Source organism: Bradyrhizobium sp. Leo114 (assembly GCF_055229415.2).
This window is the reverse complement of record NZ_JBUYEN020000019.1, coordinates 45,383-66,724: the sequence shown is the minus strand read 5'-3', so window position 1 is coordinate 66,724 and position 21,342 is coordinate 45,383. Positions and strand designations below refer to the sequence as shown.

General features: G+C 62.1%; 18 protein-coding genes and 1 riboswitch. Of the genes, 10 read left to right on the top strand and 8 right to left on the bottom strand.

The genetic code is table 11. The features are described 5' to 3' along the window. The first annotated feature begins 8 nt into the window (after positions 1-8). A complete protein-coding gene (gene cobD, locus ACZIRK_RS23255) occupies positions 9-998 on the top strand; it encodes a threonine-phosphate decarboxylase CobD (RefSeq protein ID WP_130222908.1) in 990 nt (329 codons plus the stop codon). 31 nt (positions 999-1,029) lie between these two features. Here cobD and ACZIRK_RS23250 read toward each other — a convergent pair whose 3' ends face one another. Beyond that, positions 1,030-2,877 carry a TonB-dependent receptor plug domain-containing protein gene (locus ACZIRK_RS23250; protein WP_463328158.1) on the bottom strand — a complete coding sequence of 616 codons (1,848 nt, stop codon included), beginning with the start codon at positions 2,875-2,877 and terminating at the stop codon, positions 1,030-1,032. A gap of 250 nt (positions 2,878-3,127) precedes the next feature. Next, a riboswitch (cobalamin riboswitch) is annotated at positions 3,128-3,328 on the bottom strand. Positions 3,329-3,561: 233 nt separating this feature from the next. Between ACZIRK_RS23250 and ACZIRK_RS23245 the strand changes: the two genes are divergently transcribed. Then, positions 3,562-4,089 carry a hypothetical protein gene (locus ACZIRK_RS23245; protein ID WP_130222904.1) on the top strand — a complete coding sequence of 176 codons (528 nt, stop codon included), beginning with the start codon at positions 3,562-3,564 and terminating at the stop codon, positions 4,087-4,089. Between the two features lie 258 nt (positions 4,090-4,347). Further along, positions 4,348-4,596 (top strand): DUF3551 domain-containing protein, encoded by a 249-nt coding sequence (locus tag ACZIRK_RS23240; RefSeq protein WP_130222902.1) that lies wholly within the window; start codon positions 4,348-4,350, stop codon positions 4,594-4,596. Between the two features lie 55 nt (positions 4,597-4,651). On the opposite strand, the gene ACZIRK_RS23235 is transcribed toward ACZIRK_RS23240, so the two are convergent. From ACZIRK_RS23235 to ACZIRK_RS23215, 5 genes are all read right to left on the bottom strand, one after another. Continuing rightward, positions 4,652-5,287 carry a response regulator transcription factor gene (locus ACZIRK_RS23235; RefSeq protein WP_130222900.1) on the bottom strand — a complete coding sequence of 212 codons (636 nt, stop codon included), beginning with the start codon at positions 5,285-5,287 and terminating at the stop codon, positions 4,652-4,654. A gap of 193 nt (positions 5,288-5,480) precedes the next feature. Further along, positions 5,481-6,101 (bottom strand): response regulator, encoded by a 621-nt coding sequence (locus ACZIRK_RS23230; RefSeq protein ID WP_130222898.1) that lies wholly within the window; start codon positions 6,099-6,101, stop codon positions 5,481-5,483. 71 nt (positions 6,102-6,172) lie between these two features. Further along, entirely contained in the window at positions 6,173-7,381 is a 1,209-nt protein-coding gene (locus tag ACZIRK_RS23225) for a sensor histidine kinase (protein ID WP_474418531.1), read from the bottom strand. A 288-nt stretch (positions 7,382-7,669) separates the two neighbouring features. After that, entirely contained in the window at positions 7,670-8,383 is a 714-nt protein-coding gene (locus tag ACZIRK_RS23220) for a Bax inhibitor-1/YccA family protein (RefSeq protein WP_130222894.1), read from the bottom strand. A gap of 144 nt (positions 8,384-8,527) precedes the next feature. Further along, positions 8,528-8,836 (bottom strand): hypothetical protein, encoded by a 309-nt coding sequence (locus tag ACZIRK_RS23215; RefSeq protein WP_165435031.1) that lies wholly within the window; start codon positions 8,834-8,836, stop codon positions 8,528-8,530. 308 nt (positions 8,837-9,144) lie between these two features. On the opposite strand from ACZIRK_RS23215, the gene ACZIRK_RS23210 reads away from it, so the two are divergent. The 7 genes from ACZIRK_RS23210 to ACZIRK_RS23180 all read left to right on the top strand — a co-directional run bounded on the left by ACZIRK_RS23210 (position 9,145) and on the right by ACZIRK_RS23180 (position 16,802). Next, positions 9,145-9,735 carry a hypothetical protein gene (locus ACZIRK_RS23210; RefSeq protein ID WP_463328156.1) on the top strand — a complete coding sequence of 197 codons (591 nt, stop codon included), beginning with the start codon at positions 9,145-9,147 and terminating at the stop codon, positions 9,733-9,735. After that, positions 9,686-10,222 (top strand): DUF992 domain-containing protein, encoded by a 537-nt coding sequence (locus ACZIRK_RS23205; protein WP_463328155.1) that lies wholly within the window; start codon positions 9,686-9,688, stop codon positions 10,220-10,222. Before ACZIRK_RS23210 ends, ACZIRK_RS23205 begins: the two co-directional genes overlap by 50 nt. 215 nt (positions 10,223-10,437) lie before the next feature. Next, positions 10,438-11,508: an HlyD family secretion protein gene (locus ACZIRK_RS23200; RefSeq protein ID WP_130222884.1), complete on the top strand. Its 1,071-nt coding sequence runs from the start codon at positions 10,438-10,440 to the stop codon at positions 11,506-11,508. Continuing rightward, positions 11,505-14,279, top strand: a complete 2,775-nt coding sequence (rbbA, locus tag ACZIRK_RS23195; RefSeq protein ID WP_463328154.1) for a ribosome-associated ATPase/putative transporter RbbA — start codon at positions 11,505-11,507, stop codon at positions 14,277-14,279. Before ACZIRK_RS23200 ends, rbbA begins: the two co-directional genes overlap by 4 nt. A gap of 2 nt (positions 14,280-14,281) precedes the next feature. Further along, positions 14,282-15,394: an ABC transporter permease gene (locus ACZIRK_RS23190; protein WP_130222880.1), complete on the top strand. Its 1,113-nt coding sequence runs from the start codon at positions 14,282-14,284 to the stop codon at positions 15,392-15,394. Positions 15,395-15,576: 182 nt separating this feature from the next. Then, positions 15,577-15,708, top strand: coding sequence for a hypothetical protein (locus ACZIRK_RS23185; RefSeq protein WP_283813229.1), 132 nt, complete (start codon positions 15,577-15,579; stop codon positions 15,706-15,708). Continuing rightward, positions 15,705-16,802 carry a transporter substrate-binding domain-containing protein gene (locus tag ACZIRK_RS23180; RefSeq protein ID WP_245474498.1) on the top strand — a complete coding sequence of 366 codons (1,098 nt, stop codon included), beginning with the start codon at positions 15,705-15,707 and terminating at the stop codon, positions 16,800-16,802. Before ACZIRK_RS23185 ends, ACZIRK_RS23180 begins: the two co-directional genes overlap by 4 nt. Positions 16,803-17,026: 224 nt before the next feature. Here ACZIRK_RS23180 and ACZIRK_RS23175 read toward each other — a convergent pair whose 3' ends face one another. Continuing rightward, complete coding sequence (locus ACZIRK_RS23175) at positions 17,027-17,836, bottom strand: protein-L-isoaspartate O-methyltransferase family protein (protein WP_130222876.1); 810 nt, start codon at positions 17,834-17,836, stop codon at positions 17,027-17,029. Continuing rightward, on the bottom strand, positions 17,833-21,324 hold the full coding sequence (locus ACZIRK_RS23170; RefSeq protein WP_130222874.1) for an AAA family ATPase: 3,492 nt from the start codon (positions 21,322-21,324) through the stop codon (positions 17,833-17,835). The genes ACZIRK_RS23175 and ACZIRK_RS23170 overlap by 4 nt, the downstream gene beginning before the upstream one ends. Positions 21,325-21,342: the final 18 nt, after the last annotated feature.

Genomic DNA, 21,342 nt, shown 5'->3' with positions numbered 1-21,342 from the left:
AAGCGATTATGAAGCACGGCGGTGATCTGACGGAAGCTATTGCGCACCACGGCGGCGAGCCTGCGGACTGGCTCGACCTGTCGACCGGAATCAATCCCTGGCCGTGGACGATTCCGGATTCCCTTCCAGGCAGTGCGTGGACGCGCCTGCCATCGCGGGCCGACGAACAGGACCTCCTCGCCGCCGCACGCGAAGCTTACGGCGTACCCGACGATGCAGGCATCGCAGCCGCCGCCGGCACGCAGACCCTCATTCAATGGATTCCGCATCTCGCCGGGCCCGGAGCGGTCGCGATCGTCACTCCGACCTATGGCGAGCATTCGGCTGCGTGGAGCAGCGGAGGCCGAGAGATTATTGCATTGAATGATCTCTCCGCGCTGCCTGACCGCGCCATTCACGCTGTCGTCGTCAACCCCAACAATCCGGATGGACGTATCGCGGACCGCAGGGCGCTTCGGCAGGTTGCCGAACGGCTCGATCGTCGCGGAGGCTGGCTGGTTATCGATGAGGCCTTTGCCGATGTCGATCCCGGCATCAGTGCTGCCGCGATGAGCGCCGATCTCCCCATTCTCGTACTGCGCTCCTTCGGCAAATTCTATGGGCTCGCCGGACTTCGCCTTGGCTTCGTGATCGGCCGACGCGACATCGTCGAACGTATCTCCGCGGCGCTGGGTCCATGGTCGGTCTCCGGGCCGGCGCTTTGCGTGGGCACGGCCGCTCTGCGGGATCGATCCTGGGCTGATGCGATGCGTGCGAAGCTCGCTCGGCAGTCGAGCAAGCTGGATCAGGTCCTGACAGCGGCGGGCCTTCAGTTCGTCCGAGGGACGACGCTCTTTCGCCTTGCCTCCCATCCCGATGCCCCGACGTTGCACACCGAATTGGCCCGACGCCACATCTGGTGCCGGAGCTTTAACGGCGCACGCGAATGGCTGCGATTTGGCCTTGCGTCGGACGATGGTCTCGATCGCCTGGCCAGCGCGCTTGGTTCGGTCAAATAGCGCACCCCGCGCGCGCATCATCACATCCGCTTCACCAGTGGGCACTGAACCCGGCGTAAGCCGCAGGTCCGGTCGTGCCATAGTTGTACACTTCCTGATAGTGCTCATTGAAAATGTTCTCGCCGCGCAAGTACACCTTCCAGGTCTCATCGATCTTGTATTCGGTGTAGAGGTCGACGCGGACGTAAGGGGCGAGTGGTAGCGTCTCGTTTGAACCGCTGTAGCGCGTGGATACCGCGAGCACGCGTGGCTCGATCAGCCAGCCCTCGATCGGTGTGATCGGGAACGAGAATCTCGCCAGGTTTTCCGGCCGGCGCGCCAGCGTCAGGCCGGTCGAGAGATCCTTAGCCTGCAGATAGGTATAGGCGGCGTTGAATTTCAGGTAGCCCGGCAGGATATCGACGTTGACCCCTAGTTCCAGTCCGTCGGTTTCGGCACGCGAGACGTTGACGTAGTGCCCGAGCGGGTGCGCCGGATCGGTCACAAAGTCGATCAGGTTGCTGAACCTGTTGCCGAAGCCTGTCAGCGAAACCACAACGCGGCCTCCGAACAGGCTTTGGTCGATGCCGGCATCGTAGCCGAAGCTCTCCTCGGGACTGAGCGCGGAATTGCCATAGGTCGGCGCATAGAGCTGATAGAGCGTCGGGGCCTTGGCGCCTGTCCCGGCGCTCGCATGCAGCTTGGTGCCGGTCTCGGCGATCGTGTAAGCCGCGGTGGTTCGCCATGTCTCGAACCGTGCCACATCGACGACGTCGTCAACCCGGCCGCCCATCGTGATGTTGAGCCGCTCGCCGATCGGCAGTTGCCAGAGCGCAAACACTGAATTGGTGTCTTGCGTGCCTGCGAGCTGTGGCGTCGACGCTCCAGGAATCGGCAATAGGTTGGTGGTGGAGGTGCTCGCCGTTTCATGCTGCACACGGGATCCGACGATGAGCGATCCCAGCGGGCCGACCTTCAGGTTGCCCTGATATTCCAGGCCCGTGCTGTCGCCGACGAAATTGGAGAGGATGGATGTCGTGTTCTGCGGCAGCTTGTTGATCTTGTAGGTGACGTCGTCGAACGAGCGGTCGATATGCGTCTCAAATGCGCTCACGCTATGGGTGAGAATGCCGCCGAACGTGTCGAACGACGCACGTCCCCAGACCTGTTCGAGCAGGCGCGTCGCGCTCGACGGCGTGTCCGGGAACGTTCCGGAGGCCTGATCATAGGCGGACCGCGTGAATGAGGCCAGCATGCCCGTCTCCAGGCGTACGCCTTCGCCGGAATCGTAGCCGACGCGTGCCGAACCGCCGACGCGGTCGAAGCCATCGCGCTCGAGCGGGCCATACTTGGCTTCGAGCGCGGGGATGCGATAGCCGTAGCGTGAAAAGCCGTTGCTGTGCTGCCCGCTTCCCGTGAACGCGTAGGACCACGGCCCAGAGGTTCCGGTCAGCGCTGCGCTGGTGCTCGCCGTGCCGTAGCTTCCGCCCTCGGTGCTGACGTCGAGTTGTGCCGGACCGGTGCCCTTCTTGGTGATGATGTTGACGACGCCGCCGATCGCGTCAGATCCGTAGAGCGCGCTCTGCGGTCCTTTCAGCACCTCGATCCGCTGGATCGCGCCCGGGGCGAACATCGCGAAATCGAAGTCGCCGCTGGCGGCGGTCGGATCGTTGACCCTGATGCCATCGATCATGACCAGCGCCTGGCCGGTATTGGCGCCGCGCAAGCGCACATTGGTCGTCGCGCCTGGTCCGCCGCTTTCGGTGATATCGAGTCCCGGCACGGTCCGCAGCGCATCGACGAGCGAGGTCGGATTGCTGGTCGCGAGCATTTCGTGCGTGACCACGCTGACCGAGCTTCCGGTCCGGCTCGCCGGCTCCAGTGTACGGTCGGGAGTCACGACCACTTCGGGAGTCGCGGCCGGCGCCTCGTTACCGGGCGCCGGGCGCGCAGGATGGGTCGTTGAAGACCTTTGCCTATTCCTCGGGGCCGGCTTGGACCGGACCTCCGGATTGATGACAACAGCAGGAAGCTGTTCGGGACCCGATTGGGCCATGGCGCCAGTGTGACCGCACGCAGCAACGGCCGCACACCCGGCAAGAAAACGCCGCAAGTTCATTAATGCCCTTCCGCCGACCCACCGTCGAACGAGTTGATACCCGTCAACGGCCGGTCTCCTGGCTTGCGGTCGTCTCGCGATCCGCCTTCCCAAACCTGCTTGGCAGGCCCAGTGGCATCCGGATCGCAAATAGTCCGCTTACAGTTGCGGGGGCAGCCGCGGCATTGGGGAAGATTCCCGCACCGCGTTCCCGTTTCACCCTACAAAGGGCACCGATGACGCGTGCAAAGAAGCACAAGGCGGAGCAAAACTCAAATCGATAACGATCAGAACCCAACAGCATTTTTGCGGATCGCTGATAGCGGCGACCTGAATGACGAACACAGAAAGTTGCTGACAGGCGAAGGGACGGCAGATGGCAAATCCTACAGCCTTATGCGAGCATCACATGCCACCCACACGCGTCGCTAAACTTGGATGATACCGTTCATGTGAGCATCGACAGATTCAACGGAGGAACAGGAAATGTCGGTCCCATGCAAACTCGAACGCAGCCTCCTCAGTCACGACGAATACGAGACGATCCGCCTCACGCATCATCCCGCCATCTATGACGTCGAGCCGGCTGATCTTGCGGACATGCGATCCCGCTTGCGCAAGATGCGCGACAAGGAGCGAACGCTCGGCCGACAAAAGCGGCGAGAGACGCGCGGGAAAGGCCAGCCTCGCGGCGCGAACTTCCCCGGAACTGCCGATCGTCCATCACAACGCAAGCAGGTCTTTGCCGCGGCACTGAAGCGGGTGAACAGCGAGCTCAGGCGTCTTCACAATTTGGCAGCTCGCACCGCCAATGTCGAAGCGGCTCGAAAGGCTCTCGCGCTGCGTCGGGCCGCGGACTTCATTCCCTATCCCTCCGCCGGATCGACCGCCAACGAAGGCATGGTGCCGCGCTTGAGCACGCGCCGAAAAAAGATCGTCACGGGCGCGCGAATCGGACGGGTGTCGCAGGCGACGAAAGTCGCCCAGGCAATCCGCGATGCACGAGGGGCGTGAATCTGCGCTGATCGAGTTGGTGACAGCTTCGCTGCCATCGAGATCTTTGAAAAGCATGGGACTCCACCCATCCTACGGAAGGTCTGGACCCGTAATGCCTGTTCTCGACACCCGCGTCGTGGCTTCAGAATTCGGTGGCGCGATCGTGATCGGCGCGCTCTAGGGAATCTTGTCAAGCTCGCCCCCGGGGAATCATGTATTTTCAGGCGCGTCCTCCTTCGGCACTATGGAGATATCCTCAATGAGCGAGGTGATCTCATGCGCTACCTGATGGCACTCTTATCTGCGGCCGGCTTGATCTGGATTGCCGAAGCTGGTCCCGCTACGGCACGGGACTATCCCTATTGCCTGCAATCTCGAACCACTGGGATTCCGGGAGATTGCTCCTTCCGCACGCGGGCGGCATGTATGGCCGCGGCGTCGGGGCGAGGGGCCATATGCGCCGTCAATCCGCGCGTGGCATTCGGGCGATATCACCGGCGGGGCCGTGTGAACTCCAGCCAATGATCCAATACTCGCTGCGTAACCCGGCGCGACGACTGCCGCTCGAATTGTCTGCGCCTCAGGGCGCAACCAGCTTCTTGCGAATCGCATAGCGAACCAGCTCGGCTGTGGATGACATGCCAAGCTTGCGCATGGCGGACGCCCGATGGGTTTCGACAGTCTTCACGCTAAGCTTCAAGATGGAACTGATGGCCTTGTTGGTATGCCCCTCTGCAATCAACTGCACGACGTTCTGCTCCCGCGATGTGAGGAGCGCACTGGACTTGTTCTGTTTGTTGAGCTGGTAGTCGGTCAGCAATTTCTCCAACACGACGCTGGTAAAGTAAGGTCGGCCGTCGAGCAGAGCTTCGATTGCTGAAATGAGATGCTTCCTGGCGTCCGATTTGAGCAGGAAGCCACGTACCCCGGTCAGAAGAGCCTCGGTCAAAATCTCCTCACTTTCATGCATGGTGAGGATCAACACTTCCGAACGCAGACGAAGCGTCTTGATGCGGCGGCTGACTTCCAGTCCGTTTACGAGGGGCATGGAATAGTCGGCGATGATGACGTCCGGTCTCGTTTCCAACGCCAATGCGATCGCCTGCTCACCGTCGGGAGCTTCTGCAGTTACAATCCAATTGGAGCGCGTTTCAACGATCGCGCGAAGCCCGGAACGTACGACTTCATGATCATCCGCAATCAGGATGCGTTTCATGGCGTCGTTCCCTTGCGCTGGAACGGTCGATAGCGATAGCCGACAGCGAGGTCAGAATCATACCGATTGGCTTTCCGGCAGTTATCCCGCAAAACCCTCGGATTTCGCGGGAAATATACTGAGGTCAGCTTAGCCTCCCGGGCTCATGGCAGAACAAGCCGGAACATCAAGCGCCGGATCATGCTTTGGCGTGTCATGCTTCCAGCAGGCGGGCGCGAACCGCGTAGCGGACCAGATCCGCCGTCGAGTGGATATCCAGCTTGCGCATCGCGGCCGCCCGGTGCGCTTCGGCGGTTTTGACGCTGAGGTTCAGGATGGCGCCAATGCCTTTGTTGCTGTAGCCCTCCGCAATCAGCTTGACGACCAATCGCTCCCGCGGCGAGAGCCTGTCCCGATCTCCGGTCGAGACCTCGTTCGATTCAGGCGAACAGCTCTCGGTGCAAAATGGTTTATGCGCCAGAAGCGACTCAACCGCCGCCAACAACAGCCTGTTGGCATCCGATTTCAATACGAATGCCCGGGCGCCTGCCTCGAATGCCTCCTGGGCCAGCAGGCTGGAATTGTGGACCGTGAAGATCAATACTTCGGTTGGCAGGCGATACTCCCTGATCCGCCGCGCGACCTCCACTCCCGTCATGCGCGGCATGGAGAAATCGACGATTGCGACATGGGGTTGGTTTGCGATCGCCTCGGCAAGGGCCTTGCTGCCGTCGTTCGCCTCAGCAACGACTTCCCAGTCGGCACGTTGCTCCAGAACCGCGCGTAGTCCCGACCGCACCGCTTCATGATCGTCGGCGATAAGAAAGCGCTTCATGGCGGGTTAGCTCCCACTCGTGTTGCGTCGCAGGCTCGACCGGCACCAGTGACGCGAGTTCGGCTGTACGATCAGTGAACCCGTTTGCGCGGACCATGATGGCGGGGGCGGCCCTTGGCCGGCGGCGATTTTTCGGTCGCCGGACCGCGCGGGAACACCGCGGATAATGTCGTGCCGGGCTGCCCCGGTCCCGGCTCGGAGCGGATTTCGAGGGTACCTCCGATCTGCTGCAGTCTCACCTTCATTGCGGGAATTCCGACGCCGGGCGGCCCTGCCATCGCGCCGCCGAGTGCCTGGTCGAGCGGCATGCCGCGCCCATTATCGCTGACCCTCAGCCGGAAATGGTCATCGGTCGTCTCGATCGCGATCTCGACTCTCGTTGCTCTTGCATGACGAAAGACATTCGTCAGCGCCTCCTGGACCACCCGCAGCAGGGAGCGCTGCGTGTCGTAAGGTACGCGATCGATCTCGGGCGAGATGCTGGCATCGACTCTCAACGATGTGCGCGCCGCGAACCCTTCCGCATATCTCTCGATTGCTGCCTTCAGCCCGGCAACCGTCAGATTTTGCGGGTGCAGCAGGTAGGCAAAGGCCCGAATTTCCTTGATTGCCTGATCGATCGACGCATCGATATCGTCGCAAAGCCGCTCGGCATTGGTCGGCTCACTCAAGCTGTTCCGCATCCGCATGAGCCCGAGGCTTGCGGCGATCAAATGCTGGCAGGTCGAATCGTGGAGGTCGGAGGCAATGCGCTGCTGCATGTCTTCCTGAATGGAAACCAGCGTGGCGCCCATGCTTGCACGACCGTCCGAGATGGCTGCAAGGTCGTGGGAGGACGCTCCGTCCATGATCCGATGGCTACCGATAAAGGTGGCAATGCAGCCGGTCATGGGACCGCAGATTGGGGCAACGATTGTCTCGACAGTTCGTGGGGATCCCCCGAGCGCGAGCCGATGCCGGATCCGAACCTCGGCACCTCCGGCGCGACAAGCATCAAGCGCCTCGTGAACGGACCTGGCATCCTGCTTCCCCATGCAGTCGCAAACGGCCATCCCCCGGATGTCTTCCGACGCGATCCCAACAAGAGATTCGAACGCCGGGTTTATATCTTCATAAACAAAGCGCCCTTCACATGAAGGGCGCACCACAAAGAGAAGGTCGGAGGCTAGTTTCCAGTACAGCCGATCGCTCGCGCTTGCTGCGCCAATGCCTGGCCATCCCTGTGCATTGGTTCGATCCGATCCGCACGTAGGAGCATTATGTTGCTTCACGGTACGCATTCGCCTTCCACGCGGCTCTCGATGCTGAGAGCCGCCCTTGCCTCGACCAATCTCCCTGACCCGATCGGATACCCAGTCCGCACCATACACCGTCAGGTAGCAAAGCGCCATTGACGTGGAGCAATCTTTGGATTGGAACTTGCGAATTCTTGCGCTGCACCAGTCGCGAGTGGGACGGCGGCGAATGAGGCGCTGCCATTCGTGATTGGCACTAACCGCATATCGCCTTCGCGTCTCGTGCATCTTGCGGTTCTGATTGAATCAGAGCCGAAGCTCTGGAGAAACGCTTTAACGCCGAGTGCCCGCAAGGCGCAGCATCATCATGAACAGGTTGATGAAATTGAGGTAGAGCGACAACGCGGCAAGTACCGACTTGCGGCCTGCGGAAGTTTCATCGTCCCCAGAGTCGTACATCGCCTTGATGCGCTGCGTATCATAGGCAGTCAGGCCGGCAAAGATGCCGACGCCCACGATCGAGATCAGCCAGTCAAGTCCGGTCGAGCGCAGGAACAGGTTGACCACGCTTGCGATGATGACGCCAATCAAGCCCATGAACAGGAAGGTGCCCAGTCCGGACAGGTCGCGCCTGGTGGTGTACCCAAGGATGCTGAGCGCTCCGAACGTTGCGGCGGCGATGAAGAACACGCGTGTGATCGAGGAACTTGTGTAGATGTGGAGCAAGGTCGAGAGCGACACGCCGACCAGGGCTGCATAGACAAAGAACAACCAACGTGCCGTTGTCGCCGATAGCGTATGGATGCGTGAACTGATGAAGAACACCAGGGCCAGCGGCGCCAGGATGAAGATCCACATCAGCGGATTCTGCAGTAATGCCGGGCCGGTGAGCTGATAAGTCAGCCAGGCGACAAGAGCAGTGAGGCCGACACCTGCGGCCATGTAGTTGTAGATGCGCAGCATGTAGTTGCGGAGGCCGACATCGACCGCGATGGCATCGCTGCTAATCGCACCGGAGGTGACTGTATCCTGGTCATAGTTTGACATGGCTTGCCTCCTCTCGACCGCGCCCAGCACGGGATAGCCAAGCCTATGGTGATGGCCCGATGCAGGATATCAGATAATCACCCGATATTCGGGGGCGGGAACTACGCTGTTTCGGTGCAGGGCGTTGTCGCTGGAGGAGATGCCTTATTCACTGGGGTCGCCGCTCGTCGCCACTTGTCGAAGCGGATGCGATATTGCTTTCGGGCGGCTCGCCTCCTGATATCGGACGTCGCGCAGCATGGCCGCGATCCGCAGTTTCTGCCGCCCGCTCCTACATAGAATCCCGGATGTGCGCGCGGCAAAGTCGACGATAGGATCGTAGTCATCGGCTGCCGGCATCCCGCATTCCTTGCCGCCCTTAGCGCTTGCACTATCGCCGATGGGAAATATGGAGGCGTGCATGAACATCCGACTCGTGGTCGGCGCTCTGATCGTCGGCGTAGTTGCAGCCATCGCAGCGCCGCCAAGCCTGTCCGTGGCCCAATCGACTGACCAAGGCGCGGCTGCGCAAAAGAGCGCAACACCGAATACAAATATGAACCCACACAAGCATCGCCATTGGCGCCACCGCGGCGGACGGCATCCGCATTTCGGCAGCAGGCGGGTTCGCACCTATGCCCCTGCAGGGCGGTCGTCGGCCAACTGAACCGCTAGCCGGCCGATTGTGTGGCACGACAGGCCCAATCCGTTCACGTAACTTGAGCGATCGATGACTGATCCAAACGCAGTACAGGAACGAATCCGACAGCGGTGGATGTTCGATGAGCGAGACTAACGGGCAGCGGAGCGAGGGCGCGCCTGCCTCGACCGGTTCGGGAAGAGCCGATCTTCTATGGAGGCGGTTACCCTATGTCGTCGCACTCGTGCTCGCCATCGCAGGCGTCGCCTATACCAATATCTCGCATCAGCCGCTTGTAGGTTATTGGGAGTTCCTGGCGCTTGCCGTCGCTGTGGTCTGCGTCGTGACCAAATGGCCCGAGCTCGGCAGCAAGCAGGCTCAGTTTCGGTTGATCTGGACCCAGGCGCTTCATTGGGTGGCCGTCCTGGTGACGATGAACATCATGCTTGTCTCCGGCGTTCAACAGCTGCTCCCCACGCCGGCTACCAGCCTGGTGCTTCTGACCCTATTGGCGCTCGGCACCTTCCTCGCCGGCCTTAGCCTTTTGTCCCCGCAGATCTGCTTCCTCGGCATCGCCATGGGTGCCGCAGTTCTGGCGCTCTCCTGGCTGAAGCAGTCGGTGATCTTCTTCCTGCTTGCGGCCGTATTCCTGGTCGGCATCGGCATGACGTTCTGGCTTAGCTATGGCCGCGCGGCCGCACCTCACAACACCGAAGATCAAGTCGAGGCCTGAGATGCAGACGATACGGTTGCTTGGCGCCTTGTGCGTTTTCGCTTCAATTTCCACCCTCGCAACGCCGGCGCAAGGCGAGATATTCAGGGTCGGTCGGCTGTTGTGTTCGAGCAGCCCGCGGATTGGATTCCTTGTGGGATCGACGCAATCACTACGTTGCGTATTCTACCGGCGAGGTTCGTCGCAACGCTACATTTACGCAGGACGGATAAGGCGTGTCGGCCTTGACCTCGGCGTCACCGGAAGTGGCGTTCTATCCTGGGCCGTCTTTGCCAAGAACTCGCGGATTGGTCCCGGCACCATGCGCGGCAGCTATGTGGGAGCCAGCGCCAATGTTGCGCTGGGACCCAGCTTTGGCGCCAACGCGCTGATCGGCGGCTCGCGCCGAAGCGTCGTCCTGCAGCCGCTTTCCGTCGAGCGTGCGATCGGCGTCAATCTCGCGGCGACGGTGACCCATTTGACCCTTGGCGAAAGAGGGCTGCGATAGCGCAGCCGCGAAATCTTCCTATCGAAGCAATTCGGAACATTGCTGAGCTTTGGCTCAGGGTTTTGTCGGATGTCGGTGTTGGCGGATGGGAGCTACGATCAGTCTTGATACGGTTCCCAATGGCGGCCGGGTGAACAACGGCTCGGCGCGCGCGACCTCTTAGCGCGCCGGCAATGGACCATGTGTCCAGATGTAATGGATGAGGTCCGTCGGCAATGAGAAAAGGCCGAAACCGCTGGCTGATCATCCTGCTCGCCGTACTTTTGGCCGCAGGTGGCTACTACGCCTGGCAGAGGCTCGCGAGCGACAATCTCCCGCCGGGAATCGCCAGCGGTAACGGCCGCATCGAAGCGGTCGAAATCGATATTGCCACCAAGACGCCGGGGCGCATCCAGGAGATCCTGGTCAGAGAGGGCGATTTTGTCACAGTCGGACAAGTGCTCGCGCGCATGGACACGACGCAGCTCCACGCCCAGCTCCGTCAAGCCGAAGCGCAATTGCGCCGCGCGATCATCGGTGTCGATACCGCCAAGAGTCTCGTCGCCCAGCGAGAAGCCGAGCGAAAAGCCGCCACCGCAGTGATTGCGCAGCGCAACGCCGAGCTGGATACGGCCGACCGAAGGCTGCGGCGATCCGAGCAATTGATCAGAACCAACGCCGTGCCTCAACAGACGCTCGACGACGATCGTGCGGCCGCCGAGGGGGCGAAGGCTGCGGTGGCCGCGGCCGAGGCTCAGCGTGCGGCGGCGGAGGCCGCCATCAGTTCTACCCAGGCGCAAGTGGTCGACGCCGAAGCATCAATCGACGCGGCAAAGGCGGCCATCGAGAGTATCAAGGCCGACATCAACGACAGCACCTTGATAGCACCGCGCGACGGGCGCGTGCAGTTTCGCGTGGCGCAGCCGGGCGAAGTCCTTGCCGCCGGCGGTCGCGTGCTCAATCTCGTCGATCTCGGCGACGTCTACATGACCTTCTTCCTGCCCACCGCGCAGGCCGGGCGCGTCGCAATTGGTGCAGATGTCCGCATCGTGCTGGATGCCGCGCCCCAACATGTCATTCCCGCCAAGGCGAGCTTCGTCGCCAACGTTGCGCAGTTCACGCCCAAGACGGTGGAAACGGAGGAGGAGCGTCAAAAGCTCATGTTCCGCATCAGGGCGCATATCTCGCCGGACTTGCTGCGCAGAAACATCGAACAGGTCAAGACCGGGCTTCCAGGCAGGGCCTTTGTCCAGCTTGACCCCAAAGCCGAGTGGCCGGCGCGGCTTACTGAGAGACTCGTCCAATGAGCGATCCGTCGACCGCAGGGGAGACCCGCCCGTCGCCAGTGATACGCCTGGATGCGGTCGAACTGTCCTACGGCAAGACGCGCGCACTTGCTGGCATCACGCTCGATATTCCTGCCGCGCGCATGGTTGGCTTGATCGGACCCGATGGCGTGGGCAAGTCCAGCCTGCTGTCTCTTGTCGCCGGGGCTCGCGCGGTGCAGCAAGGGCGTGTAGATGTGCTCGGCGGAGACATGAGCGATGCCGCGCACCGGATGCTGACGTGCCCCCAGATCGCCTACATGCCGCAGGGTCTCGGCAAGAACCTTTATCCGACGCTGTCGGTGTTCGAGAATGTCGACTTCTTCGGCCGCCTGTTCGGCCACGGCAAAAGCGAACGCGAGGAGAGGATCGATCAGCTTCTGAAAGGAACGGGGCTTGCTCCTTTCGCGGATCGGCCAGCAGGCAAGCTGTCGGGCGGCATGAAGCAAAAGCTCGGCCTTTGCTGCGCGCTGATCCATGATCCCGACCTCCTGATCCTGGATGAGCCGACCACCGGCGTCGATCCGCTCTCGCGCCGCCAGTTCTGGGAGCTGATCGATGAGATCCGCAAGAGCCACCCGGGCATGAGCGTCGTTGTCGCGACCGCCTATATGGAGGAGGCGGCGCGTTTTGACTGGCTGGTTGCAATGAACGAAGGCCGCGTGCTCGCTACCGGCGCGCCCGCCGACCTGCTGCGGCAGACCGGTGCTGATAATCTCGATGCCGCCTTCATTGCGCTGCTTCCGGAGGAGCAGCGGCGGGATCACACGGAAGTGGTGATTCCGCCTCGATCAAGCGAACACGCGGACGACATCGCGATCGAGGCCGAGCAGCTTACCGTGAAGTTCGGCGATTTCACCGCCGTCGACAATGTGAGCTTCCGCATTCCCCGCGGCGAAATCTTCGGCTTTCTCGGCTCAAACGGTTGCGGCAAGACCACGACCATGAAGGTGTTGACCGGACTGTTGCCCGCCAGCGAAGGCACCGCAAAATTATTCCGCCATGAGGTCGACACCAACGACATGGATGTCCGGCGCCGCGTCGGCTACATGTCGCAGGCCTTCTCGCTCTATTCCGAACTGACGATCCGGCAGAACCTTGAGCTACATGCGCGACTGTTCCGGCTTGCCCCTGACACGATCGAGGGACGTGTCCAGGAGATGACGCGGCGGTTCGACCTCGTCGACGTCATCGACGCATTGCCCGATGCGTTGCCCCTTGGTGTCCGCCAGCGCCTCTCACTTGCAGTGGCGATGATCCATGCACCCGACATCCTGATTCTAGACGAGCCGACATCCGGCGTCGATCCGGTGGCGCGCGACGGCTTTTGGCAAATCCTGTCGGATCTATCCCGCAAGGACGACGTCACGATCTTCGTCTCGACCCATTTCATGAACGAGGCCGAGCGCTGTGACCGCATCTCTCTGATGCACGCGGGCAGGGTGCTGGTCAGCGACACGCCGGCCAGGCTTGCCGAGCAGCGCGGCGGCGGCAGTCTCGAAGAGGCTTTCGTCGCCTATCTGCAGGACGCGATCGGCAGGACGGATGCCAGGCTGCAGGTCGCCGCACCGGCCGCGGCTTTGCCGGGCGACCAAACCGGTGCGGCACACCACCGGCTTATGCGCTTCTTCGACCTGCGGCGCGTGTTCGCCTACACCCATCGGGAGGCGCTCGAACTGCGGCGCGACCCGATCCGCGCCACGCTGGCCATTCTCGGCAGCCTCATTCTGATGTTCGTGATGGGCTACGGCATCAACATGGATGTCGAGAACCTGTCCTTCGCCGTCATGGACCGCGACGAAAGCGGGATCAGCCGTGATTATGTCCTGCAGATTTCCGGATCGCGCTTTTTCACCGAATTGCCAGCGATCACCGACTACGACGATCTCGACCGCCGCATGCGCAGCGGTGAGCTGAGCCTGGCGCTCGAGATCCCGCCGGGGTTCGGGCGCGACGTGGCGCGCGGCAGCAACGTTCAGATCGGCGCGTGGATTGACGGCGCCATGCCTTCGCGGGCGGAGACGGTGAGGGGCTATGTGCAGGCGATGCATGCCCAATGGCTGACGGAACGGGCCCGGCTGCTATACGGCAACGCCGCGGCGTCCGGCAATTTCCAGATCGAGACACGTTTTCGGTACAACCCCGACCTCAAGAGCATTGTGGCGATGGCTCCCGCCGTGATCCCGATCCTCCTGCTGATCATACCTGCGATATTGGCGACGCTAAGCGTCGTGCGCGAGAAGGAGCTTGGATCGATCATCAATTTCTATGTGACGCCAGTGACACGGCTGGAGTTTCTCGTCGGCAAGCAGCTTCCCTATGTGGCGCTCGCCATGCTGAATTTCTTCCTGTTGACCGCCTTTGCCGTGTTCGTCTTTCGCGTTCCATTCACGGGCAGTTTCCCGGCGTTCACCGTCGCGGCGCTTCTCTACGTGACTATTACGACGGCGATGGGGCTTGCGATATCGGCGTTCATGACCAGCCAGATCGCCGCGATCTTCGCGACTGCGCTGCTCACCATGATTCCTGCCACCCAGTATTCGGGCCTGGTCGATCCGGTGTCGTCCCTCCAGGGCGCTGGCGCCGTCATCGGGCGGATCTACCCGACCGCGCACTTCGTCACCATCACGCGCGGCACTTTCTCGAAAGGGCTCGATTTCGGCGACCTGTCGGCCGAGTTCATTGCGTTGCTCATAACCATCCCGGTGCTGCTTGGTGTCGGCGTGGTGCTCTTGAAGAAGCAGGCGAGCTAGACATGGATATCGCCAACGTCGTCCAGCTCGGCATCAAGGAATTGCGGGGTCTTCTGCGCGACCCGATGCTGATGATCCTGATCGTCTATGCCTTCACGATCTCCATCTATACCGCTTCCAGGTCGCAGCCTGAGACCTTGAACCAGGCTGCGCTCGCCATCGTCGACGAGGACAACTCGCCGGCATCGACGCGCATCATCACGGCGTTCAATCCACCCTATTTCACGATACCGCGCCTGATTCCGCAGTCGGACGTGAACATCCGCATGGATGCGGGTCTCGACACTTTCGCGCTCAACATTCCGCCGAACTTCCAGCGCGATCTACTGGCCCAGCGATCGCCGGCCATCCAGCTCAACGTGGATGCGACCCGCATGTCGCAGGCCTTTACCGGGAGCGGCTACATCCAGACCATCGTGAACGAGGAGGTCAGCGAGTTTCTGGCCCGCTATCGCTCGGCCGCGCCTCTGCCAATCGAGCTCGCCCTGCGCGCGCGTTTCAACCCGGAGCTCAACAAAGGCTGGTTCGGCGCCATCAACAACGTCATCTCCTCCATCACCATGCTGTCGATCATTCTGACCGGAGCCGCGCTGATCCGCGAGCGCGAGCACGGGACCATCGAGCACCTGCTCGTCATGCCGGTGACGCCATTCGAGATCATGGCGAGCAAGATCTGGTCGATGGGACTCGTCGTGCTTCTGGCCTCCAGCGTTGCGCTCGTGTTGGTGGTGCAGGGATTGCTGTCGGTCCGGATCGGAGGCTCGATTCCGCTTTTCCTGTTCGGCACCGCGCTCTACATCTTCGCCATGACCAGCCTGGGCATCTTTCTGGCGACGGTCGGCGGAACCATGCCGCAGTTCGGCCTGCTGATGATGCTGGTGCTGATGCCGCTGCAGATGTTGTCAGGCGCAACGACGCCGCGCGAGAGCATGCCCGAGATCATCCAGAACATCATGCTCGCCGCGCCCAACACTCACTTCGTCATTCTCGCCCAGGCCGTGCTGTTCCGCGGCGCCGGATTCGACGTCGTCTGGCCGCAGATCGCCGCGCTGCTGGCCATCGGAGCGATTTTGTTCGGGTTCTCCCTCTGGCGATTCAGACAGTTCTTGCGATAGCGAAGCAGCTTCGTTGCCACGCGGTGGCTGGAATAGGCCGGGCTGAGGCCTGCCAAGCAGGGCGGATCGTAATTTGTTCTGAGTGGCGCGCCAAATTGCCATCATTCTAGTAAGAATTGCAGAGCCGGACTCGCGTGGATCTTCTTGGGTTCCGAGATTCGGGGGAGAAGCCGAGGCGTACGGTGAATCCGCTGGAGTTCGAAAATGAATGCGCGCTACTCCACCCGATCATGTCGTCGGCTTGGGCAGGAAGCGTCGCTGCCGTGGTGAACGTGAAGAGCGGCGACATCGGCACCCTCAAGGCGAACCAGTGATTTTGTCGCTTCGATCGGTTCTGACATGTCTCTTACCGCTGGCGATCCTTGCGCTCGTCTGCAGCGCGGTCCGCGCGCAGGGCATAGCCCCTGACAAAGAATTGGTGGTGGCGACCAAGGAAGCCCCGCCTTTCGCGATGAAGCAGCCGGACGGGACTTGGGGCGGTATCAGCATTGAGCTCTGGAGACGAATCGCTGATCGGGCGCATCTTAAGTTTCGCCTGGTTGAGACGCAGAGTGTGCAGGATCTGTTGGATGGCGTCGCGAAAGGCACCTTCGACGCCGGCGTCGCGGCCGTAACCGTGACCGCTGCACGTGCACGCGATGTCGATTTCACCCAACCTTTCTACAACACCGGACTCGGGATTGCGGTGGCTCTCAACGAGAGCCCCTGGGTCTCGATCGGACGGGCGCTTCTCTCTTTCGGCTTCTTCCAGGCTGTCGGTCTGCTGCTTTGTTTTGCGATGGCGGTGGGCTTCATCATTTGGCTGCTGGAGCGGCGGAAGACGGAACATTTCGGCGGGGGCGCCAAGGGGCTCGGCTCCAGCTTCTGGTGGTCGACCATTGCCATGACGCAGGCCGGAGCCGCAGCGAATGCACCGGCAACGCTTCCCGGGCGGATCGTCGCGACCGGGTGGATGATCGCTTCCGTGATCGCGATAGCCGTGTTCACCGCCGGCATCACCTCCACCCTCACGCGCAGGGAACTGCAAGGCGCAGTCCACAGCTTCAACGACCTGCGATCCGTGCGCGTCGGCGCCGTCGCGAACTCTCCGACAAGCGACTACCTCACGCGCCAGCAGCTTTCGTTCCGAGCATTTCCCGACGCTCAAAGCGGCCTGTCCGCACTGAGCCGCGGTCAGATCGATGCCTTCGTGCATGACAAGCCGCTGCTGGCCTGGATCGTTCGTAACGACTTCTCAGGCTCGATCCGAGTCGTCGATACCAGCTTCAGCAGCGAGCGATATGCGATCGTGCTGCCGAAAGGCAGTGCCTTGCGGCCGATGCTCGATCTTGCCGTGCTCGATCAAATCGAAAGCGATCGGTGGCAACAGACGCTGTTCCTGGCTCTTGGAAACGCGCGATCGCCCTGACTCTCGCGTCGGCTCAGCCGGCGCTCGTCAGCGCTTGGCGCGATGAATGCTGCGCCGCTTTGAGGAAGATCAAGAAGCGATCCAGATGACGTCCGCTATGCGCAGGGGCGGTCGGCTTGGCGTGCAGAGGGTGACGTGCTCCCAATTGCGCTCGTCGGAAGTCGCCAGAGCATGATCCGGAAAAGTGGGCAGCGTGAGACGATTCGAAGAAACGTCATCACGCTCTAAGTAGGTCGCGGTTTCCGCTCAGACGGCAGTCCCTGTTCGATGCTTTGAAACCGCAGCGGTGCGAGGGCGACGGCGCGTTGCCACCAGTCCGTCACGCGTTCGTCGAGCGCGGTTCCGCCTCGGCCTTTGCCCGGGATGATCCTGATGCCCCTGACGACTTCGGCCTGATAGCAGCGGGCGAGGCGGGTGATCTTGATGACGATGCCGGCCCGGCCCCGCTTGGTCAGCGGGACCAGCAGGCGGCCGTTGCGGCGGAGCGATTCGATCCACAGCGGATGCGGATGATTGAAGCCGGCATGGACGACGATCACATCGGCCGGGCCGCCGACGTCGTTGCAGCCGTCGCCGTGGATCACCTCGACATTGCTGTATCGCCTCAGATTGGCGGCGGCACGGCTGGCCAATGTCTTGTTACAGTCGATGGCAAGGACCATGCCTTGCGCGCCGACGATCCTGGACAGGATCGCCGAATAATAGCCGAGCCCGCAGCCGATCTGCACCACGCGCTCGTTCGCCTTGATGTCGAGAACATCGAAGAAATGCGCCCACAAGCTCGGCAGTCCGGTGTCGAGCTTGCGCCGTTCATCGATCGCCACCAGCGCGTCGTCGTAGAGATGAACGGGATCGGCGTCGGCGGTGGAGCTGTAGCCGCGTCCGACCTCGCGCCGGATGCGCCAAGGGCCATCGCCCGCAAAGTGCTCGCGCGGCACCGTGGCGAAAGCCCGCAGCAGGCGCGCCGACGAAATCTGCTCGCGTTGCCGGATCGCTTGCGCGTAGCGTCGTCTTGCCGCCGCCAGATCGCTCATCCGGCCTGGTGTAGCCCTGTCTGGTTGGCCCATGGATGCTGCCTTGACGGATTCGCGCCGAGTTCCTCCATCAGATTCCACGCGTCCTTCAGGTCCGGCGTAAGGAAGCCTTCCGCGAACTGCGCTGTAACAGGCACGAGCAGTTCAACGGCCTGCTCGCGCCTGCCGGCATCGCGCCAAAGGCGTGCCAGGCTGACGACCGATCGCAATTCCCATGCAAGCGCGCTCTGCTCGCGGGCCAGCTCGATCGAACGGCGGAACAGCTCCTCGACGTCGTCGGCCACAGCGAGCCCGCCTTGAGCAAAGGTCGTTTCACCCTGCAGGCGATAGACCTCGGCGAGGAAGAAATGGTCACCGGTGCGCCTCGCAACCGCGAGTGCGCCGTCCAGCGTCCGCAGTGCCGCTTCCAGGCGGCCGACTTTCGCATAGGCAGTCGCGAGCAGGCTCCTGAACCAGCAGGTCGCCAGCCAGGCCTCCATGGCTTCATAGCCCTCCAGTCCCACCCGCATCTGCTTCAGCCCTTCGTCGATATCGCCGAGTTCGACCATCGCCCATGCGCGCAGAATGCCTGCCTGCTGCTTCCAATGCTGGAAGCCATGATCCGACGAGACCACCATGGCGCGGTCGGAATAGTTCATGGTGCCCTCGACATCGCGCAGGTGCTGGCAAAGATAGGCGCCGAACTCGAGGGCAAAGGCGAGCGTGAACGGATGACGCAGCTGTTCGGCGTTGACGATCGCATCCTCGGTGTGCTGGCGCGCCGCATCGGGACGGCCGAGAAACCACTGGAGATATCCGAGATAGGACAGCGACACGACGCCAGGATCGATACCGTGCCGCTCGGTCAGTTCGCCGTGCCATTCGGGCGTGTAGAGCCCGATGCAGCGCTGCAGATGATAGTGCGAAGCCGCAAATCGCCCGCGATAGAGCATGGTCATGGCGATCGACCTGTGGGCCTCGATCAGATATCCGGCATGCTGCTGCATCGATTGCGCGGTTGCGTTCGGGCGTACGCGCTTCGCGAATTGCAGGAGTTCGACGCTGAGATCATGGGCGCGCTTCAGATCGGCGCGGATGAAATGGTACACCCAAAGCCCGCGGGTCGCCGCGAACACATTTGCCTCATCGTCAAGCTGACGGCCGAGCTCGAGCGCCTGGGCGTAGTTTTCCTCGACCTCCTGCGCGGCGTAGCCCTTGGCGGCGATCAAGGCGTTGCCCAGCGCGGTGCGAAGCTCCAGCTCCATTTCGTCGCGTCGCATCATCTTGGGATGGCTTTGGGTGACGCCGAGGCCGCGCCGGAGATGGCTGATCGCTTCCAGATTGGCGCCCGCCTTTGCGGACTGCCTGCCCGCCTTCAGCCAGAAACCAACGGCAGGTTCGGCCTGGCCGGATTCGGTCAGGTGATAGGCGAAAAGCTCGGGCTCGCGCTCGGTACGTTCGGGATAGAGATCCGCAATCACCTCAGCGATCCGCGAATGCAGCCTTCGTCTTTCGCTGTGCAGGAGGCTCGAATGCGCCGCGTCCTGGATCATCACATGCTTGAAGGCATAGATCGCATCCGGCGGATGACCGCGGCAAACGATCAGTCCCGCTTGCTCGAGATGATCAAGCGCTGCCTCGATCTGCTCCGCCGGAGCTTCGGCGACCGCGCGAAGGATCTCGTAGGAGAACTCGCGGCCGATCGTGGCTCCGATCTGGGCGATCTTCTTGAACGGCCCCATGCGATCGAGGCGCGCCATCAGCGAGTCGGTCAGGGTGGCCGGGATCGAGAGCTGGCGCCATGGTCCGGTGAAGACGTAGCGCCCATGCCGCTCGGTGAGCAGGTTGGATTCGATGACGGCCTTGGTCAGCTCTTCCAGGAATAGCGGCACGCCATCGGTCCTGACGATGATCTCCTCGACCACTTCCCTCGGCAGTTCCCGCCGGCCTGCGACCCGCTCGACCAACGTCGTCCGCAGTTGCCGGCTGAGCCGGTTGAGCGTCAATGCCGTGATGTGGCGATGCGCATTCCAGCTCGGCTTGAATTCCGGGCGGCAGGTGACGATCACGAGGATGGCTGCGTTCTGAGCCCGCTCCACCAAGAGATCAAGCACTTCCCGCGAGGTCGGATCGATCCAGTGGGCATCCTCCAAGGCGATCATCAATGGCTGGTCGCGCGCGAGCCCGACCAGATGGTTCACCAGCGCGGCGACCGTCACATCCTTGTGCTGCTGCGGCGAAAGCTCCGGCAGCGCATGCCGATCGCCGGTCGAGATCGACAATAGCGCAGCAAAGATCGGCACCACCTGCTGCACATTGCCCTTTGCGGCGATCACGGCCGCTTCGAGGCTTGAAAGCGCCAGCACCGAAGAGCCTTCGCGATCGAGTCCGATCGCGAATTTGAACTGCTCGATAAACGGATAGAACGCGGTGCCGGTGTAATAAGGAGAACACTGGAACGACAATTGCCCGTGATGCTCGCCCGCGATCCGCTCGTGAATCTCCTGGAAAACGCGCGACTTGCCGATTCCGGGCTCGCCCGACAGCAGCACGACCTGGCCATGACCCCGCTTGGCCTGTTGCCAGCGTCGCATCAGCAGGGCGATTTCTTCCTCCCGGTTGACCAGCGGCGTCAATCTAGGACCCATTGCCGCGGCGAAGCGTGTTTCCGTGCGCGCGCGGCGGACCACGCGCCAGGCCTGGACTTTTTCGGATATCCCCTTGAGCGCGTGAATGCCGAGGTTCTGGTAGTCGAACTTTCCCCTCAACAGCGATTGCGTCGAGGACGCGATGACCACCCCATTGACGGGGGCAAGCGGCTGCAGCCGGGCGGCAAGGTTCAGCGTTTCGCCGACGGCGGAATCGCGCTCCTCGGTGCTCTGCCCGATCAGGTCTCCGACGACGGCAAGGCCGGTCGCAATTCCGATCCGAACCGCAGGCGTATAGCTGGACGCCGCTCGCTGCTCGCCGCCCTGCGCCGATGACAGCGCCTCGACGATCTCAAGCCCGGCGCGCACCGCACGCTCGGCGTCGTCTTCATGCGCGTGCGGGTAGCCAAAATAGATCAGGATGGCGTCGCCGATATAGCGTGCGGCGAAGCCGTCATAGTGCTTCACGATCCGGACGCAGGTCTCCCTGAAACGGCCGATGATGTCGCGCACATCCTCGGGATCGAACTGCTCGGAGAGCGAGGTGGAGCCGACCATGTCGCAGAACATGGCGGTGAGCTGGCGCCGCTCGGCGGCGTTGCCCGTTCTCGGCGGGACGCTGCGATCCGCTACCGGATTGCTCGGTGCGATCGGGACGAGCGAGCCTATCGCGCGCTGCAGGCGCCTGCGATCGCCCATCGGCAGACCAAGCTTCGCCAGATCTTCTTCGGTCAGATCGGGGATGACATCGAGGCCGATGCGGTGCTGGATGAAAAGATCGGCGTATTGGCCGAGGCCGGCCTCCTCGAGCCAGTGCTTCAAGCCATCTGTCGTTTCAGAACCCGGCTTATTCTCCGGCATGATTATCCGTCGAGCTGC

What these genes read in the sequence shown, in the direction of transcription:
- ACZIRK_RS23220 (WP_130222894.1), bottom strand. Translation starts at nt 8,383, where the DNA reads ATGTCAAACTATGACCAGGATACAGTCACCTCCGGTGCGATTAGCAGC.
- ACZIRK_RS23175 (WP_130222876.1), bottom strand. Translation starts at nt 17,836, where the DNA reads ATGAGCGATCTGGCGGCGGCAAGACGACGCTACGCGCAAGCGATCCGG.
- ACZIRK_RS23200 (WP_130222884.1), top strand. Translation starts at nt 10,438, where the DNA reads ATGAGAAAAGGCCGAAACCGCTGGCTGATCATCCTGCTCGCCGTACTT.
- cobD (WP_130222908.1), top strand. Translation starts at nt 9, where the DNA reads ATGAAGCACGGCGGTGATCTGACGGAAGCTATTGCGCACCACGGCGGC.
- ACZIRK_RS23170 (WP_130222874.1), bottom strand. Translation starts at nt 21,324, where the DNA reads ATGCCGGAGAATAAGCCGGGTTCTGAAACGACAGATGGCTTGAAGCAC.
- rbbA (WP_463328154.1), top strand. Translation starts at nt 11,505, where the DNA reads ATGAGCGATCCGTCGACCGCAGGGGAGACCCGCCCGTCGCCAGTGATA.
- ACZIRK_RS23240 (WP_130222902.1), top strand. Translation starts at nt 4,348, where the DNA reads ATGCGCTACCTGATGGCACTCTTATCTGCGGCCGGCTTGATCTGGATT.
- ACZIRK_RS23190 (WP_130222880.1), top strand. Translation starts at nt 14,282, where the DNA reads ATGGATATCGCCAACGTCGTCCAGCTCGGCATCAAGGAATTGCGGGGT.
- ACZIRK_RS23235 (WP_130222900.1), bottom strand. Translation starts at nt 5,287, where the DNA reads ATGAAACGCATCCTGATTGCGGATGATCATGAAGTCGTACGTTCCGGG.
- ACZIRK_RS23205 (WP_463328155.1), top strand. Translation starts at nt 9,686, where the DNA reads ATGGCCGCGCGGCCGCACCTCACAACACCGAAGATCAAGTCGAGGCCT.
- ACZIRK_RS23215 (WP_165435031.1), bottom strand. Translation starts at nt 8,836, where the DNA reads ATGGCTGCAACTACGCCGACGATCAGAGCGCCGACCACGAGTCGGATG.
- ACZIRK_RS23245 (WP_130222904.1), top strand. Translation starts at nt 3,562, where the DNA reads ATGTCGGTCCCATGCAAACTCGAACGCAGCCTCCTCAGTCACGACGAA.
- ACZIRK_RS23225 (WP_474418531.1), bottom strand. Translation starts at nt 7,381, where the DNA reads ATGCGTACCGTGAAGCAACATAATGCTCCTACGTGCGGATCGGATCGA.
- ACZIRK_RS23230 (WP_130222898.1), bottom strand. Translation starts at nt 6,101, where the DNA reads ATGAAGCGCTTTCTTATCGCCGACGATCATGAAGCGGTGCGGTCGGGA.
- ACZIRK_RS23210 (WP_463328156.1), top strand. Translation starts at nt 9,145, where the DNA reads ATGAGCGAGACTAACGGGCAGCGGAGCGAGGGCGCGCCTGCCTCGACC.